Source organism: Streptomyces sp. NBC_00271 (genome assembly GCF_036178845.1).
Classification (GTDB): Bacteria; Actinomycetota; Actinomycetes; order Streptomycetales; family Streptomycetaceae; genus Streptomyces.
The window spans coordinates 4,259,091-4,274,617 of the sequence record NZ_CP108070.1 but is presented as its reverse complement, the minus strand read 5'-3'; the positions used below and the strand labels follow the sequence as shown (position 1 = coordinate 4,274,617).

The 15,527-nt window shown below is 71.3% G+C and carries 10 protein-coding genes; 5 read left to right on the top strand and 5 right to left on the bottom strand.

Annotated features, from left to right (window positions below):
- Positions 1 to 70: 70 nt before the first annotated feature.
- Positions 71 to 1,618: a membrane-associated oxidoreductase gene (locus tag OG798_RS19825; protein WP_121418500.1), complete on the bottom strand. Its 1,548-nt coding sequence runs from the start codon at positions 1,616 to 1,618 to the stop codon at positions 71 to 73.
- A gap of 8 nt (positions 1,619 to 1,626) precedes the next feature.
- Positions 1,627 to 2,334: a SanA/YdcF family protein gene (locus tag OG798_RS19820; protein ID WP_095854806.1), complete on the bottom strand. Its 708-nt coding sequence runs from the start codon at positions 2,332 to 2,334 to the stop codon at positions 1,627 to 1,629.
- A gap of 355 nt (positions 2,335 to 2,689) precedes the next feature.
- Between OG798_RS19820 and OG798_RS19815 the strand changes: the two genes are divergently transcribed.
- The 5 genes from OG798_RS19815 (at position 2,690) to OG798_RS19795 (ending at position 9,758) form a co-directional block, all read left to right on the top strand.
- Positions 2,690 to 3,511, top strand: a complete 822-nt coding sequence (locus tag OG798_RS19815; RefSeq protein ID WP_257016838.1) for a sirohydrochlorin chelatase — start codon at positions 2,690 to 2,692, stop codon at positions 3,509 to 3,511.
- A gap of 62 nt (positions 3,512 to 3,573) precedes the next feature.
- Positions 3,574 to 4,923, top strand: coding sequence for a deoxyguanosinetriphosphate triphosphohydrolase (locus OG798_RS19810; protein WP_095854808.1), 1,350 nt, complete (start codon positions 3,574 to 3,576; stop codon positions 4,921 to 4,923).
- A 91-nt stretch (positions 4,924 to 5,014) separates the two neighbouring features.
- Positions 5,015 to 6,280, top strand: coding sequence for an NAD(P)/FAD-dependent oxidoreductase (locus tag OG798_RS19805; protein WP_095854809.1), 1,266 nt, complete (start codon positions 5,015 to 5,017; stop codon positions 6,278 to 6,280).
- 56 nt (positions 6,281 to 6,336) lie between these two features.
- Positions 6,337 to 8,241, top strand: a complete 1,905-nt coding sequence (gene dnaG, locus OG798_RS19800; RefSeq protein WP_095854810.1) for a DNA primase — start codon at positions 6,337 to 6,339, stop codon at positions 8,239 to 8,241.
- Positions 8,242 to 8,441: 200 nt separating this feature from the next.
- Positions 8,442 to 9,758 (top strand): RNA polymerase sigma factor, encoded by a 1,317-nt coding sequence (locus OG798_RS19795; protein ID WP_095854811.1) that lies wholly within the window; start codon positions 8,442 to 8,444, stop codon positions 9,756 to 9,758.
- A 254-nt stretch (positions 9,759 to 10,012) separates the two neighbouring features.
- Here the strand turns inward: OG798_RS19795 and OG798_RS19790 are convergent, their stop codons facing one another.
- The 3 genes from OG798_RS19790 to OG798_RS19780 all read right to left on the bottom strand — a co-directional run bounded on the left by OG798_RS19790 (position 10,013) and on the right by OG798_RS19780 (position 15,331).
- Complete coding sequence (locus tag OG798_RS19790; RefSeq protein WP_121416217.1) at positions 10,013 to 11,941, bottom strand: ABC transporter ATP-binding protein; 1,929 nt, start codon at positions 11,939 to 11,941, stop codon at positions 10,013 to 10,015.
- Positions 11,941 to 13,674, bottom strand: coding sequence for an ABC transporter ATP-binding protein (locus OG798_RS19785; RefSeq protein WP_095854813.1), 1,734 nt, complete (start codon positions 13,672 to 13,674; stop codon positions 11,941 to 11,943). Before OG798_RS19785 ends, OG798_RS19790 begins: the two co-directional genes overlap by 1 nt.
- Positions 13,675 to 13,876: 202 nt before the next feature.
- Positions 13,877 to 15,331, bottom strand: coding sequence for an FGGY family carbohydrate kinase (locus tag OG798_RS19780; protein WP_267061699.1), 1,455 nt, complete (start codon positions 15,329 to 15,331; stop codon positions 13,877 to 13,879).
- Positions 15,332 to 15,527: the final 196 nt, after the last annotated feature.

The window sequence follows — 15,527 nt, the reverse complement described above, 5'->3', positions numbered from 1 at the left end:
CCAGGGGCACCTGCCAACAGGCGTGTTCCCAGGAGCCGTTCACCGTTTCGAGTCATGGCGCGCCTACTGGTTACTGGCGGTTCAGGGAGCGTGTGACGCCCGCCGCGATCGTCGTGGCCAGGATCCAGCCGACGGCGATCAGCAGATAGGAGAGCCACTGGTACCAGCCGCGCGGCGCGAAGGCCGTCTCCTGACCGAAGTCGACGAGGGGCAGCAGAAGGTCGAGGGTGTAGAACACCGGGTTGAAGCCGGGTGCCTCGGCGGGCTTCAGTGCGGGCGGATGGTGCAGCGTGAAGGCGGTGGCACCGGTGCACAGCAGCAACAGCAGCCAGCCCGCCGCGCGCATCGGCCGGTAGCCGTAGCCGACGGCCACGTCCTGCAGCCGGCCCCAGAACCTGGCGTAGCGGGGGAGGGTGCGGCGGTGCCGGCGGAGTTTGGCCAGCTGGACGGTGCGCGCGGCGGCGTCGTCGCCCGCCGTGCGGTACGCGGCGGCCAACTGCTCGTAGGCGTGGGGAAGATAGCCGCCCTCCTCGCGTTCCAGCAGCGGTAGCCGCTGCTCGGCGGGCAGATGCGGGGCGAGGGCGCGGTAGCCGAGGCCGTCGATCCGGACGCGGTCGGGCCACACCCCCGGAGGCACGTGCAGAAGGTCCAGCTGGGAGCGGCGCAGGTTCACGGTGCCCACGATCGGCGCGGCCTCGCGCAGCCATAGCTCGCCGATGACACAGCTGCTGGCGCGCAGGGCCGGACCCCCGGGGTTGGACAGCCGGGCGTAGGCCAGATTCAGCTGGTGGGGAATCCTCGACCCGCTCAGGTTGACCCGGCCCCGCGCGCGCAGCCGCACGGCCCGCAGGTCGGTGCCGACCGACAGGGTCTCGGCGTGCAGGGCGGTCTCGCCCGCCGGTACGCGCAGATCGGCGTCGTCGAGGTTCACCTGACCGCCGACCGTGGCTCCGTTCAGCCGTACCTGGCCGTGCGCGACGAGTCCGACGGCCCACAGATCGGTGCCGATGGCCGCGTGGTTGAGCTGGAGAACCGGTCCCTCGGCCCCTTCCCGGTCCGAGGCGTCCGCGGCGGCCGGGGTGTCCGGTGCCGCCGGGCGGCCCAGCCGCGCCCCGTTGACGAACACGGCGCCGGAGATCTTCGCGCCCTGGAGCCGTATCGGCCCGCTGACCCGGCAGCAGCTGAGCCGCAGCACCCCGTCGACGCGCAGGTTCCCCGCACTGAGCCCGGGGAGCACCGAGTCGCTCAGCACCAGGGCGCGCAGTTGCGCCCCGTACAGCTTCAGAGGCTGCTCGAAGTGGCAGAACCGCAGCTGCACGGCCTGTTCGACGGTCCCGTACCGGAGATCCAGCTGTCCGGTGACGCGCGCGCCGGTGAGCTTCAGGCCGGCTATCTCGCCGTCGTGCGCCGGTCCGTCGATCAGCAGCGCCCGCAGCACCTCGGCGCGCACGGTCCGCTCGGGGCCCCAGGAGGCGCCGGCCGCGGGGTCGTCGGCGGGGTTCCCGCCGGAGTCGGCGGAGGAGGCGGAGGCGGGGTCCTCGCGGAAGTCGACGCCCTCGCCGAGCGGAAAGGCCTCCCAGACACGGCGTTCCGCGGGCGTCAGACCGGCGGGATCGATGACCGTCCTCACTTCCGCGCCGCCGCGAGGGCCCGCGCCACCCCCGGCTCCTTCGGCCCCAGGAACTGCGGATCGGGCTTGAACACCGCGTCCAGCAGGGCCTTCCCCGCCGCGAACACCTCGCGGGTGCCCCCGTAGTACCAGGTGACGTCGTGGGTGGCGTCGACCCCGACGCCGTACGACCGCACGCCCGCCGCCCGGCACAGCGCGACGGCCCGCCGGATGTGGAAGTTCTGGCTGATCAGCACGGCCTCGTGGACGCCGAAGATCTTCCGGGCTCGCACACAGGAGTCCCAGGTGTCGAACCCGGCGTAGTCGCTGACGATCCGCCGGTCCGGCACCCCACGCTTCGTCAGATAGGCCCGCATCGCGTCCGGTTCGTCGTAGTCCTTGCGGCTGTTGTCCCCGGTGACGAGCACGGCCTCGATCCGCCCGGCCCGGTAGAGCTTCGCCGCCGCGTCCAGCCGGTGCGCGAGGTACGGGGACGGCTCGCCGTTCCACAATCCGGCCCCGAACACCACCGCGACCTCGGTGCGCGGCGCGTCGGCCGTGGTGCGCAGTCCGCCGGCCGTGCTCACGTACAGCCAGGTCACCGGAAGCAGCGCCAGCACGCACAGCAGCATGACCGTCTGCACGGCCCGCCGCTGCCCGGCGCGGGTGCGCGGCAGGCGGGGCAGCCGCGGTCTGAGGATCCTCGGGTGCGGCAGGCGCGGCATGGTTGTTCGTCCCCCCGGTGGCGTCCGATCACGTCGGTGTTCGACAGATGGGGACGCAGCGTAAGTCCGTTCGGTTCGCCCGGGTACCGTGACCGGGCTCACCCGGCGCCGCGGAACCGCAGGTGGGAGGTGCTCACACCGCCACCGCACCGCGCCGTGAACCCCCGGAAAACACCTGACACGCCCGTGCAACCGCGCTGCAACCTCGTACCGTCACCATCGGTCCATGACGGCGTCGAACCCCTCTCACGACGAGTCCAGGACCCTCTCCCACTCTCGGTTTCGCCCGAGCGGGGGGACCTCCATCGGCGGGCAGCCGCTCGGTGGCGCCCACCTCGACAGTACGGCGCAACTCATGAACGCGATCACCAGCCAGCTCGGCAGTCAGCTCAGCCTCGTGTCGCTGAACGGGGCCCGCCGCCCCGCGCCGCCGCCGCTCGTCCTCGTCGCGCACGGCAGCCGCGACCCGCGCGCGCTGAGCACCGTACGCACCCTGATCGAGCGTGTCCGCGAGCTGCGCCCGCACCTGTCCGTGCACCTCGGCCACATCGAGCTGAACGAACCGCTGCTGGCCGACACACTCGCCTCCCTCGACGCCGAGGACGGCGCCGACGGGGCCGTTCTCGTGCCGCTGCTGCTCAGCCGCGGCTACCACGTCAAGCGGGACATCCCCGAGGCCGCGGCCGCCGTACCGGGACTGCGGGCCCGTATCGCCGCCCCGCTCGGCCCGCACCCCCTGCTCGTCGAGACGCTGTACGCGCGGCTCGTCGAGGCCGGCTGGCGGACCGGGATGAGCGACGCGGACCGGCGCGCCGGCGGGGTCGTGCTCGCCGCCGCGGGCTCGCGCGACCCGGAGTCGATCACCGACACCCGCCGCACCGCCCAGCTGCTGGCCGAACGCCTCGGCGTGCCCGTCGTCCCCGCGTACGCCTCCGCCGCGCCCACCGTCGCCGCCGCCGTGCGCGCCCTGGCCGCGCGTGGCCGCCACCGCATCGCCGTCGCCTCCTACTTCACCGCGCCCGGCCGCTTCGCCACCGAGTGCGCCGCGGCCGCCCCCTGGATCGCCGCCGCCCCGCTGGGCAGCCACGCCGCGATGGCCCGCCTGATCCTGCACCGCTACGACCAGACCGTGGCGACCCCCGAACCGGCACCGGAACGCGAGCTGGCCTCGGCCTGATCCACGCCTCCTGGCGGTAGCCCACGCCCCGTTTGTCACCGCCTGCGTTTACTGTCGGGTACATGGACGGCACTGCGAAGGCACCGACGGCATACGACGACCCCGCCACGTCGGGCGCGTACGACACGTACGACGAGTCGTCCGTCGAGCGCTGGGCCGTAGAGCCCGACAAACGTCCCGGCCGCACCGCCTTCCAGCGCGACCGCGCACGCGTGTTGCACTCCTCGGCGCTGCGCCGCCTCGCGGGCAAGACCCAGGTCGTCACCCCCGGCACCCGCAGCCAGGCCTGGGACGCCAGCGCCCGCACCCGCCTCACCCACTCCCTGGAGTGCGCCCAGGTCGGCCGCGAGCTCGGCGCCGCCCTCGGCTGCGACCCCGACCTCGTCGAGGCGGCCTGCCTCTCCCACGACCTCGGCCACCCGCCCTTCGGGCACAACGGCGAACAGGCGCTGAACGAGTTCGCGGAGGACTGCGGCGGCTTCGAGGGCAACGCGCAGTCGCTGCGCCTGCTCACCAGGATCGAGCCCAAGCGCTTCGTCCACTCGGACGAGACGGGCGAACTCGTCAGCGTGGGACTGAACCTCACCCGCGCCGCCCTCGACGCCGCCACCAAGTACCCCTGGCCGCGCGGCGCCCACCCCACCGACCCCGCCTCCCCGAAGTTCGGGGCCTACGAGGACGACCGGCCGGTCTTCGACTGGGTCCGCAAGGGCGCCCCCGGCACCCGTACGTGCTTCGAGGCCCAGGTCATGGACTGGTCCGACGACGTGGCGTACTCGGTGCACGACGTCGAGGACGGTCTGCACGCCGGCCACATCGACCCCAACTGCCTGCACGCCGAGCCGGAACGCGAGGAGATCTTCAAGGTCGCCATCGGCCGGTACGTGCCCGCCGACACCGACCCGGCCGAGCTCTCCGAGGCCCTCGACCGGCTCCTGGAACAGGAGTGGTGGCCGCACGGGTACGACGGATCGGCCGTCGCGCAGGCCCGGTTGAAGGACGCCACCAGCCAGCTCATCGGCCGCTTCTGCCTGGCCGCCGAGGGCGCCACCCGCACGCGGTACGGCACCGGCCGGCTCACCCGGTACGCGGCGGAGCTGGTCGTCCCGCGCGCCGCCCGCCACGAGTGCGCCGTCCTCAAGGCCGTCGCCGACCGGTACGTCATGCAGCGCGCCGAGCAGGAGCGGCTGCGCGCCGATCAGCGGATCGTCGTCGCCGAGCTGGCCGAGGCGCTCACCGCCCGCGCCCCGGACGGTCTTGACCCGCAGTTCCGGGCGCTGTTCGACGAAGCAGGGGACGATCGTGCGCGCAAGCGGGTGATCGTCGACCAGATTGCCTCGCTCACCGACGCCTCGGCACGTTCACTGCACCTCAGGCTCACCACCCGCCCCACAGGCGGCGGCGGAGTGTGACCCTGCGTGGCCTGATCGGGCCACACCCTCTTCCCGCATCACGCTGCGTGCGGGACGCTCGCCTGGCGACAACGTTACGAGGAGGCATCAAGTGGTCGACGCGGATCAGACATTCGTCATCGTCGGAGGAGGCCTGGCCGGCGCCAAGGCGGCCGAGACGCTCCGAGCGGAGGGTTTCACCGGCCGCGTGATACTGATCTGCGACGAACGTGACCACCCCTATGAGCGCCCGCCGCTCTCCAAGGGCTATCTGCTCGGCAAGGAGGAGCGGGACAGCGTCTTCGTGCACGAACCCGCCTGGTACGCGCAGAACGACGTGGAGCTGCACCTCGGCCAGACCGTCGACGCCATCGACCGCACGGCGAAGACCGTCCGCTTCGGCGACGACGGCACCCTCGTCCACTACGACAAGCTGCTCCTCGCGACCGGCGCCGAGCCGCGCCGCCTCGACATCCCCGGGACGGATCTCGCGGGCGTCCACCACCTGCGCCGCCTCGCCCACGCCGAACGCCTCAAGGGCGTCCTGGCCGCGCTCGGCCGTGACAACGGCCACATCGTGATCGCGGGCGGGGGCTGGATCGGCCTGGAGGTCGCGGCGGCGGCCCGCGAGTACGGCGCCGAGGTCACCGTCGTCGAGCACAACCAGACCCCGCTGCACGCGGTCCTCGGCCCCGAGCTGGGCAACCTCTTCGCCGAGCTGCACCGCGAGCACGGCGTCCGCTTCCACTTCGGGGCCCGGCTCACCGAGATCGTCGGCCAGGACGGCATGGTGCTGGCCGCCCGCACGGACGACGGCGAGGAGCACCCGGCCCACGACGTACTTGCGGCCATCGGGGCGGCGCCGCGCATCGGTCTCGCCGAGGCTGCGGGCCTGGAGATCGCCGACCGCGCGCACGGCGGCGGTATCGCGGTCGACGACCGCCTGCGCACCTCCGATCCCGACATCTACGCCGCCGGTGACGTCGCCTCCTTCCCGCACGCCCTCTTCGACACCCGGCTGCGCGTCGAACACTGGGCCAACGCCCTCAACGGCGGACCGGCGGCGGCCCGCGCGATGCTGGGCCGCGAGACGACGTACGACCGTGTGCCCTATTTCTTCTCCGACCAGTACGACGTGGGGCTCGAGTACTCGGGCTGGGCGCCCCCGGGGACGTACGACGAAGTGGTGATCCGGGGCGACGCGGGCAAGCGCCAGTTCATCGCCTTCTGGATGAAGGACGGGCGGGTGCTGGCCGGGATGAACGTGAATGTGTGGGACGTCACGGAACCCATCCAGCGGCTCATCCGGTCCCGGGCCCAGGTGGACACCGAGGCACTCGCCGACCCGCACGTCCCGCTGGACAGCCTGGTCCCCTGACACCGGGGCGTTCGCCTCGCCCCAGGAGTGTCGGTCCGGCCCCGTAGAATCACCTCGTGGCTGGAAGGATCAACGACGAGGACGTGAAGGCGGTTCGGGACGCGGTCCCGATCGACGCCGTCGTGTCCGAGTACCTCCAGCTGCGCAACGCGGGCGGCGGAAACCTCAAGGGTCTGTGCCCCTTCCACGACGAGAAGTCCCCGTCCTTCCAGGTCAGCCCGAGCAAGGGTCTCTTCCACTGCTTCGGCTGCCAGGAAGGCGGCGACACCATCACGTTCGTGATGAAGGTCGACCACCTCACCTTCTCCGAGGCCGTCGAGCGCCTCGCCGGGCAGGCCGGCATCACCCTGCGCTACGAGGAGGGCGGGTACAACCCCTCCCACCAGCGCGGCGAGCGGATCCGCCTGGTCGAGGCGCACAAGATCGCCGCTCAGTACTACGTGGAGCAGCTCGACATCAGCCCCGAGGCCGACGCGGGCCGCAAGTTCCTCGCCGAGCGCGGTTTCGACCAGGCCGCCGCCGCGCACTTCGGCGTCGGCTACAGCCCGCAGGGCTGGGACCACCTCACCCGCCACCTGCGCGGCAAGGGCTTCACCGACAAGGAGCTGCTCCTCTCCGGCCTCTCCCAGGAGGGCCGCCGGGGCCCCATCGACCGCTTCCGCGGGCGCCTGATGTGGCCGATCCGCGACATCGGCGGCGAGGTCGTCGGTTTCGGCGCGCGCAAGCTGTACGAGGCGGACAACGGCCCGAAGTACCTGAACACGCCCGACACCGCGATCTACCGGAAGTCCCAGGTCCTCTACGGCATCGACCTCGCCAAGAAGGACATCGCCAAGGCCAGCCGCGCGGTCGTCGTCGAGGGCTACACCGACGTCATGGCCTGCCACCTGGCCGGCATCACCACCGCGATCGCGACCTGCGGCACGGCGTTCGGCAGCGACCACATCAAGATCCTCAGACGCCTCCTGATGGACAACGGCTCGGCCCGCGTGATCTTCACCTTCGACGGCGACTCGGCGGGCCAGAAGGCCGCCCTGCGCGCCTTCGAGGACGACCAGAAGTTCGCCGCCGAGACGTACATCGCCATCGCGCCGGACGGCATGGACCCCTGCGACCTGCGCCTCGCCAAGGGCGACGAGGCGGTCGCGGACCTCGTCGAACCCCGCACGCCCCTCTTCGAGTTCGCCCTGCGCCAGATCATCCTGCGCTACGACCTGGAGACCCCGGCGGGGCGCGCGGCGGCCCTGGACGAGGCGGCGCCCATCGTCGCCCGCATCAAGAACAGCGGCGCCCAGCACGAGGTCGCCGTGCAGCTCGCCGGCATGCTCGGCATCCTGGACACCCAGTTCGTGGTCAAGCGGGTGGCCCAGCTGGCCCGTTGGGCCCGCGACCGCGGCGGCAAGGGCCCGGCCCCCGCGGGCGGCCAGCGCCCCCAGCAGGGGTACGCCGCCGTCCGGACGTCCGCGGGCGGCCCGGCGCTCAACCTCCGCAACCCCGTCTACGCCACCGAGCGCGAGCTGCTCAAGCTCGCCCTCCAGCGGCCCGAGCTGGTCTCCCCGGCCTTCGACGCCTACGGGATCGACGAGTTCACCGCCGCGCCCTACGCCGCCGTACGCCTGGCGATCATGGAGTCGGGCGGCGCCGAGTTCGGCACGCAGGACCCCCAGGAGTATCTGGTCCGGGTCCGCGAGGCCGCCCCGGACGACGTGGTCCGTTCCATGGTCACCGAGCTGGCCGTCGAGGCGATCATGCGCAAGACCGTCGACGAGACCTACGCGGGCGACCAGCTCGTCATGGTCCGCCGCCGCGCCGTCGAGCGCCGCGTCGTGGACGTCCAGGGCGCCCTGTCCCGCGCGAGCGCCCACGGCGACCCGGCCCAGCTGGCGGCCGTGCAGAACGAGTTGTGGGTGCTCCAGCAGTACGGACAGGCGCTGCGCGAGCGGGGCGCGGAGGCGCTCTGAGGCCGCCCTGCCCGGTCCGAGGCCCGGGCGGCCCGGATGGGCCCGGCGCACATGCCAATCCCGTACGCCGTTCAATCGGTTTCGCGCGTGCTGAGCTGCGCACTCGAAGGGCACGGTAACCACCGGGTCACGGACCGGACGCAAAAAGTCACCGCACGCCCCTCGTGGCGGCGATGTGTCGTACTCCACACTGGGTTGCGGTGCCTGAGTCCTCGGAGCGCGGCCGACCCGCACGCGACGGGTTTCCGATTCCCGCGGTTCCGCCAAACGACTACGGGATGGACAGCGGCGAGGCCGTCGACCCCATCCCCGACGTACCGCTGCCGCACGCCTCAGCAGCGACATTCCTGGAGGTCGCCCCCGTGCAGACCCAGACCCTCACACAGACCGACAACCTCACGGACGCGGATACGGACGCCGAGCCCGACGTCGTCACGGCGGTGCCCCCGCAGCGGGGTGCCGCGCACCACCCCGAGACGGAGCCGGACGGGCCGGCGGCGGACGCCGTCGAGGCCGAGGCCGAGGCCGAGCCCGTGGAGGTCGAAACCGAGGCCGAGGTCCCGGAGCCCGTCGAACTGCCCCGGGGACGCGGTACGGACACCGGAGGCCCCTCCTCGGACCTGTTCCGCCAGTACCTGCGCGAGATCGGCCGCATTCCGCTGCTCACCGCGGCGGAGGAGGTCGAACTCGCCCGTCGCGTCGAGGCCGGACTCTTCGCCGAGGAGAAGCTCCGCCTCGCCCCCGACCTGGACAGTCAGCTCGCCCTCGACCTCGACAAACTCGTCGTGATGGGCCGCATGGCCAAGCGCCGCCTCATCGAGGCGAACCTGCGCCTCGTCGTCTCGGTCGCGAAACGCTATGTCGGCCGCGGGCTCACCATGCTCGACCTGGTCCAGGAGGGGAACCTCGGTCTGATCAGGGCGGTGGAGAAGTTCGACTACGCCCGTGGGTACAAGTTCTCGACGTACGCGACCTGGTGGATCCGGCAGGCCATGTCGCGGGCGCTGGCCGATCAGGCCCGTACGATCCGGGTCCCCGTCCACGTGGTCGAGTTGATCAACCGGGTCGTGCGGGTCCAGCGGCGGATGCTGCAGGAGCGGGGCTACGAACCGACGCCGGACGAGGTCGCCGCGCACCTCGACCTTCCCGGCGAGCGGGTGACTGAGGTGCTGCGCCTTGCCCAGGAGCCGGTGTCGTTGCACGCGCCGGTGGGGGAGGAGGACGACGTGGCGCTCGGCGACCTGATCGAGGACGGTGACGCGACGTCGCCGGTGGAGTCCGCCGCGTTCCTGCTCCTGCGGGAACACCTGGAAGCGGTGCTCTCCACGCTCGGCGAGCGTGAACGCAAGGTCGTCCAGCTCCGGTACGGGCTCGCGGACGGGCGCCCCCGCACGCTCGAGGAAATAGGCCGCATCTTCGGCGTCACCCGCGAGCGCATCCGCCAGATCGAGTCCAAGACCCTGAACAAACTGAGGGACCACGCCTTCGCGGACCAACTCCGCGGCTACCTGGACTGACCCGACGTCTCTCGCCCCCGCCGCCCCCAGACCCCCTATCGGCCTGAACGGCCTCGTCCTCAAACGCCGGACAGGCTGAAAGATGCGCGCCAGCGCTCTCAAGGGGCGCGGGGAACTGCGCGACCAGCCCCCACCGGCCCGCAGTCGAAAGACCACCCTCCGGGGTCTGGGGCGGAGCCCCAGGAGGATGGGACGGGTAGGGGCGGCGGGGGCGAGGAAACGCACCTCCCCGCACCCCTACCCACCCCCACCCGCTAGTCGACCTCGGCCACCGCCTGGGCGAACTGGGCCTTGTAGAGGCGCGCGTACGCCCCGTCCGCCGCCAACAGCTCCGCATGCGCGCCCTGCTCGACGATCGACCCGTTCTCCATCACGAGGATGGTGTCCGCGTCCCGGATCGTGGAGAGCCGGTGGGCGATCACGAACGACGTCCGCCCGTGCGCGAGCTTCGCCATCGCCTTCTGGATCAGCACCTCCGTACGGGTGTCGACGGAACTCGTCGCCTCGTCGAGGACGAGGATCACCGGGTCGGACAGGAACGCCCGCGCGATGGTGATCAGCTGCTTCTCGCCCGCGCTGACCCCCGTGCCCTCGTCGTCGATGACGGTGTCGTAGCCATCCGGGAGCGTACGGATGAAACGGTCCGCGTGCGCGGCCCGCGCCGCCTCCTCGATCTCCCCGCGTGTGACCTCACGCGAGGCCCCGTACGCGATGTTCTCCGCGATCGTGCCGCCGAACAGCCAGGTGTCCTGGAGCACCATCCCGATCCCGGCCCGGAGTTCGTCCCGGGACATGGACGCGATGTCGACCCCGTCGAGGGTGATCCGGCCGCCGGTGACGTCGTAGAACCGCATCAGGAGGTTCACCAGCGTGGTCTTGCCGGCACCGGTCGGGCCGACGATCGCCACCGTGTGGCCCGGCTCCACCTTCAGCGACAGGTCCTCGATGAGCGGCTTCTCGGGGTCGTAGCGGAAGGACACGTTCTCCAACGCCACCCGCCCGCGCAGCTCGTCGGGGCGCGCCGCCGGCATCGGGTCGGCCTCCTGCTCCTCCGCGTCGAGGAGTTCGAAGATGCGCTCCGCCGACGCGACACCGGACTGCACGAGGTTCGCCATCGAGGCGACCTGCGTCAGCGGCATCGAGAACTGGCGGGAGTACTGGATGAAGGCCTGGACGTCGCCGATCGACAGCGAGCCGGACGCGACGCGCAGACCGCCGACCACCGCCACCAGCACATAGTTCAGGTTCGACACGAACATCATCAGCGGCTGCATGACCCCGCTGTTGAACTGCGCCTTGAACCCGGCCTCGTACAACTTCTCGTTCTGCTCGGCGAACTGCGCCGCCGACTCCTCCTGCCGCCCGAACACCTTCACCAGCGTGTGCCCGGTGTACATCTCCTCGATGTGGGCGTTGAGCTTGCCGGTGGTGCGCCACTGCTGCACGAAGTGCGGCTGCGAGCGCTTGCCGATGCGCGTGGCGACGACGAAGGAGAGCGGGACCGTGACGAGCGCGACCAGCGCGAGCAGCCACGACACCCAGAACATCATCGCGAGCACGCCGACGATGGTCAGCAGGGAGTTCACCAGCTGGCCCATCGACTGCTGCAGGGTCTGCTGGATGTTGTCGATGTCGTTCGTGGCGCGGCTGAGCACCTCACCGCGCTGGCGCTTGTCGAAGTACGACAGCGGCAGCCGCGAGAGCTTCGCCTGCAGGTCCTCGCGCATGTGGTAGACGGTCTTGTTGACGGCCCGGTTCACCAGGCGCGTCGCCACCGCCATCAGCAGACCGGCCAGCAGGAACGTACAGAGCGCGAGCAGCAGTACGTTTCCGACGGCATCGAAGTCGATGCCCTTGCCGGGGGTGAAGTCCGTCCCGGCGAGCATGTCGGCCATGCCGCCCTCACCGCGCCCCCGCATGGAGGCGAGGACCTCGGCCTTGGTCGCGCCGGCCGGCATCTGCCGCCCGATGATGCCCGCGAAGACCAGGTCGGTGGCCTTGCCGAGGATCTTCGGCCCGACCACCGAGAGCCCCACGCTCAGGACGACGGCGACCAGCATCCCGTACATGGTGACGCGCTCGGGTTTGAACTGCGCCAGGAGCCTCTTCCCGGACACCTTGAAATCCATCGAGCGCTGATCGGGGCCGCCCCCGGCCATCATGCGTCCCATGGGCCCGGCCATCAGGCGGCCTCCGCTTCCGTCAGCTGGGAGAGCACGATCTCCCGATAGGTCTCGTTGTCGGCCATGAGCTCGTGGTGACGCCCCGTACCCACCACCCGGCCCTCGTCGAGGACCACGATCCGGTCGGCGTCCCGAATGGTCGACACCCGCTGGGCGACGATCACCACGGTCGCCTCGGCGGTCTCCTGGGAGAGCGCCGCGCGCAGCGCCGCGTCCGTCGCGTAGTCGAGCGCGGAGAAGGAGTCGTCGAAGAGGTAGATCTCGGGGCGCTGGACGAGGGTGCGGGCGATGGCGAGGCGCTGGCGCTGACCGCCGGAGACGTTGGTGCCGCCCTGGGCGATCGGCGAGTCCAGGCCGTTCTCCAGCCGCTCCACGAAGCCCTTGGCCTGCGCCACCTCCAGCGCGTGCCACAGTTCCTCGTCGGTCGCGTCCGGATTGCCGTACCGGAGGTTGGTGGCGACCGTCCCCGCGAACAGGTACGGCTTCTGGGGGACGAGCCCGACCGTCCTGGCGAGTAGCTTCGGCTCGACGGTCGACACGTCCACGCCGTCGACGAGGACTTCTCCGTCGGTGGCGTCGAAGAGCCGGGGCACGAGTCCGAGCAGCGTCGACTTGCCGCTGCCCGTCGACCCGATCACGGCGGTCGTCTCACCCGGCCGCGCCACCAGTTCGATGGACTTCAGGACGGGCTCCTCGGCACCCGGGTAGCGGAACCCGGCGCCGCGGATCTCCAGGTGGCCGTGGCGGCGCAGCTCCACGACGGGCGCGCTCGGCGGCACGACGCTCGACGAGGTGTCCAGGACCTCTTCGATGCGCTCGGCGCAGACCTCCGCGCGCGGCACCATCATGAACATGAAGGTGGCCATCATCACGGACATCACGATCTGCATGAGGTAGGCGAGGAACGCGGTCAGGTCGCCGATCTGCATGCCGCCGCTGGCGATGCGGTGGGCGCCGAACCAGACCACGGCGATCGACGAGAGGTTCACGACGGTCATGACCATCGGGAACATCAGGGCGAGCATCCGGCCGGTACCGAGGGACACCTCGGTCAGCTGGGCGTTGGCGGACTCGAAGCGGTCCTTCTCGTAGTCGTCGCGGACGAAGGCGCGGATGACGCGGTTGCCGGTGATCTGCTCGCGCAGCACCCGGTTCACGGTGTCCAGGCGCACCTGCATGGTCCTGAACAGCGGGCGCAGCCGGCGCACGATCAGGGTCACTCCGATGCCGAGCACCGGCACCACGGCGACCAGGACCGCGGAGAGCGGCACGTCCAGGCCGAGGGCCAGCACGATGCCGCCCACACACATGATCGGCGCCGACACCAGCAGGGTGAACGTCATCAGGGCGAGCATCTGCACCTGCTGGACGTCATTGGTGGTGCGGGTGATCAGGGAGGGGGCCCCGAAGTGGCCCACCTCGCGTGCGGAGAAGGACTGCACCCGGTCGAAGACGGCGGCCCGGATGTCCCGGCCGACGGAGGACGCCGTACGGGCGCCGTAGTAGACGGCGCCGATGTTGCAGACGACCTGGACCAGCGAGATCCCGATCATCAGAGCACCGAAGGACAGGATGTAACCCGTGTCTCCCTTGACGACACCGTTGTCAATGATGTGTGCGTTCAGGGTCGGCAGGTACAGGGTCGCGCAGGTCTGCAGGAACTGCAGCAGCACGAGGAGAGCGATGGGTTTTTTGTACGGACTGAGGTAGGTCCGAAGCAGTCGTATGAGCACGCGGCTTCTCTCGGAGTCGTCGACGGCAGTGCGGTCGGTGGTGCACCACCCCCTATCGTCGGACACTCCACCCGCGTTACCTCAACCGATTAATCCAAGAGCGGACCAAGAGCGGACCGGAACCGGACCTTGAGACGTACGTCATAGGGCCCATGTCGGCCTCTACGCCCACCGGGACACCTCTTCGCACCCCTCTGTGCCCCTATGACCGGAACGCACCCGGATGCGTCTGTTCCCGTACGGACACGTACTGCTGCCGTACGGCCTGACCCACGGCCAGTTCCTCACCGGGCTCCAGGATCTGGGCGACCGCGCCCTGCCAGACGGGTGGCAGCTGGGGATCGAGCGTGCCCTGCGAGACACCGAGGGCCCAGGCCGCCTGACGGGCCGCGCCCAGCGCCGCGTAGTCCGCCGGCTGGGGGACGACGACCTGCGCGCCGAACAGCGCGGGCGCCGCGGCCTGCACGGCCGGCAGCTCGGCGGCCGCCCCGAGCAGGAACACCCGCCGTACGTCCACGCCGCGTCCGCGCAGTACGTCGAGCGCGTCCGCGAGCCCGCACAGCATGCCCTCGAAGGCGGCCCGCGCCAGGTGTTCGGGCCGCATCGACTCGCGCCGCAGTCCCGCGAGCGTCCCGGCGGTGTGCGGCAGGTTCGGGGTCCGCTCGCCCTCCAGGTACGGCAGCAGGACCAGTCCGTGGGAGCCCGGCGTGGACTTCATCGCCAGCTCGGACAGGCTCTCCAGGTCGGGCAGGCCGAGCAGTTCGACGGCGCCGCGCAGGGTCCGTACGGCGTTGAGGGTGGTCACCACCGGCAGATGCATGCCGGTCGCGTCCGCCAGTGAGGTGATCATGCCGGAGGAGTCGACCAGCGCCTCGGGGTGTACGGCCATCACGGACCCGGAGGCGCCGAGGGACACGACCGCGTCCCCGAGCCCGATACCGAGCCCGAAGGCCGCCGCCATGGTCTCTCCGGTGCCCGCGGAGATCAACAGTCCCTCGGGTGTCGTCCCCGCCGCCTCGGACGGGCCCAGCACGTCGGGCAGCGTGGCCTGGTGGCCGAGCGCGAGCTCGACGAGATCCGGCCGATAGCCGCCGGTCGCCGCCGACCAGTAGCCGGTCCCGGAGGCCCCGCCCCGATCGGTGGTCCGCCGCATCGGCCGCCCGAGCAGCTGCCACACCAGCCAGTCGTGCGCCTGCAGCAGCACGGCGGTGCGCAGCGCGGCGTCGGGCTCGGTCTTGTTCAGCCAGCGCAGCTTGGTCACCGGCTGGGCGGCCTGCGGTACGTGGCCCACGGCCTGCGCCCATGCCTCGCGCCCGCCGAGCGCGTCGACGAGATCGGCGGCGGCGACCTGTGCGCGCTTGTCACCGCCGACCATGGCCGGCCGCACCGTGTTGCCCTGTGTGTCCAGCGGAACGAGCGCGTTCTGCTGCGCGGAGACGCCGATGGCCTGCACGCCTTCGAGGAGCCCGCCGCCGGCCGCCTCGCCCAGGGACAGCAGCCAGGCCTGCGGATCGACATCGGAAGGACGGCCGCCGCCCTCGGTGGTTTCCACCGGATGCGGGGCATATCCCTGCCTGAGCACGGCTCCCGTGTCCGTGTCGCAGACGACGATACGAGTGAAATCGGGCGAACTGTCCAACCCGGCGACTATCCCCATGGCGGAAATTCTGCCGTACGGCGGGGGATGGGCGCGCCGGGCCGGGCGGTAGTGACCGGCTCACGGGGTGCCCGCAGGGCAGGGGCGCAGGTCGGACGGGGTGGCGCGTTCGCCTACCCCGTCAGGGATCCCTCGCCCCGCCGACCGGGAGTCGTTCGACTTTCGGCCGGTGGGGGCTGATCGGGTGGTTCCCCGC

Coding starts and splice junctions, on each gene's coding strand:
- OG798_RS19810 (WP_095854808.1), top strand. CDS start 3,574: ATGGACGGCACTGCGAAGGCACCGACGGCATACGACGACCCCGCCACG.
- OG798_RS19780 (WP_267061699.1), bottom strand. CDS start 15,331: ATGGGGATAGTCGCCGGGTTGGACAGTTCGCCCGATTTCACTCGTATC.
- OG798_RS19790 (WP_121416217.1), bottom strand. CDS start 11,941: ATGGCCGGGCCCATGGGACGCATGATGGCCGGGGGCGGCCCCGATCAG.
- OG798_RS19820 (WP_095854806.1), bottom strand. CDS start 2,334: ATGCCGCGCCTGCCGCACCCGAGGATCCTCAGACCGCGGCTGCCCCGC.
- OG798_RS19815 (WP_257016838.1), top strand. CDS start 2,690: ATGAACGCGATCACCAGCCAGCTCGGCAGTCAGCTCAGCCTCGTGTCG.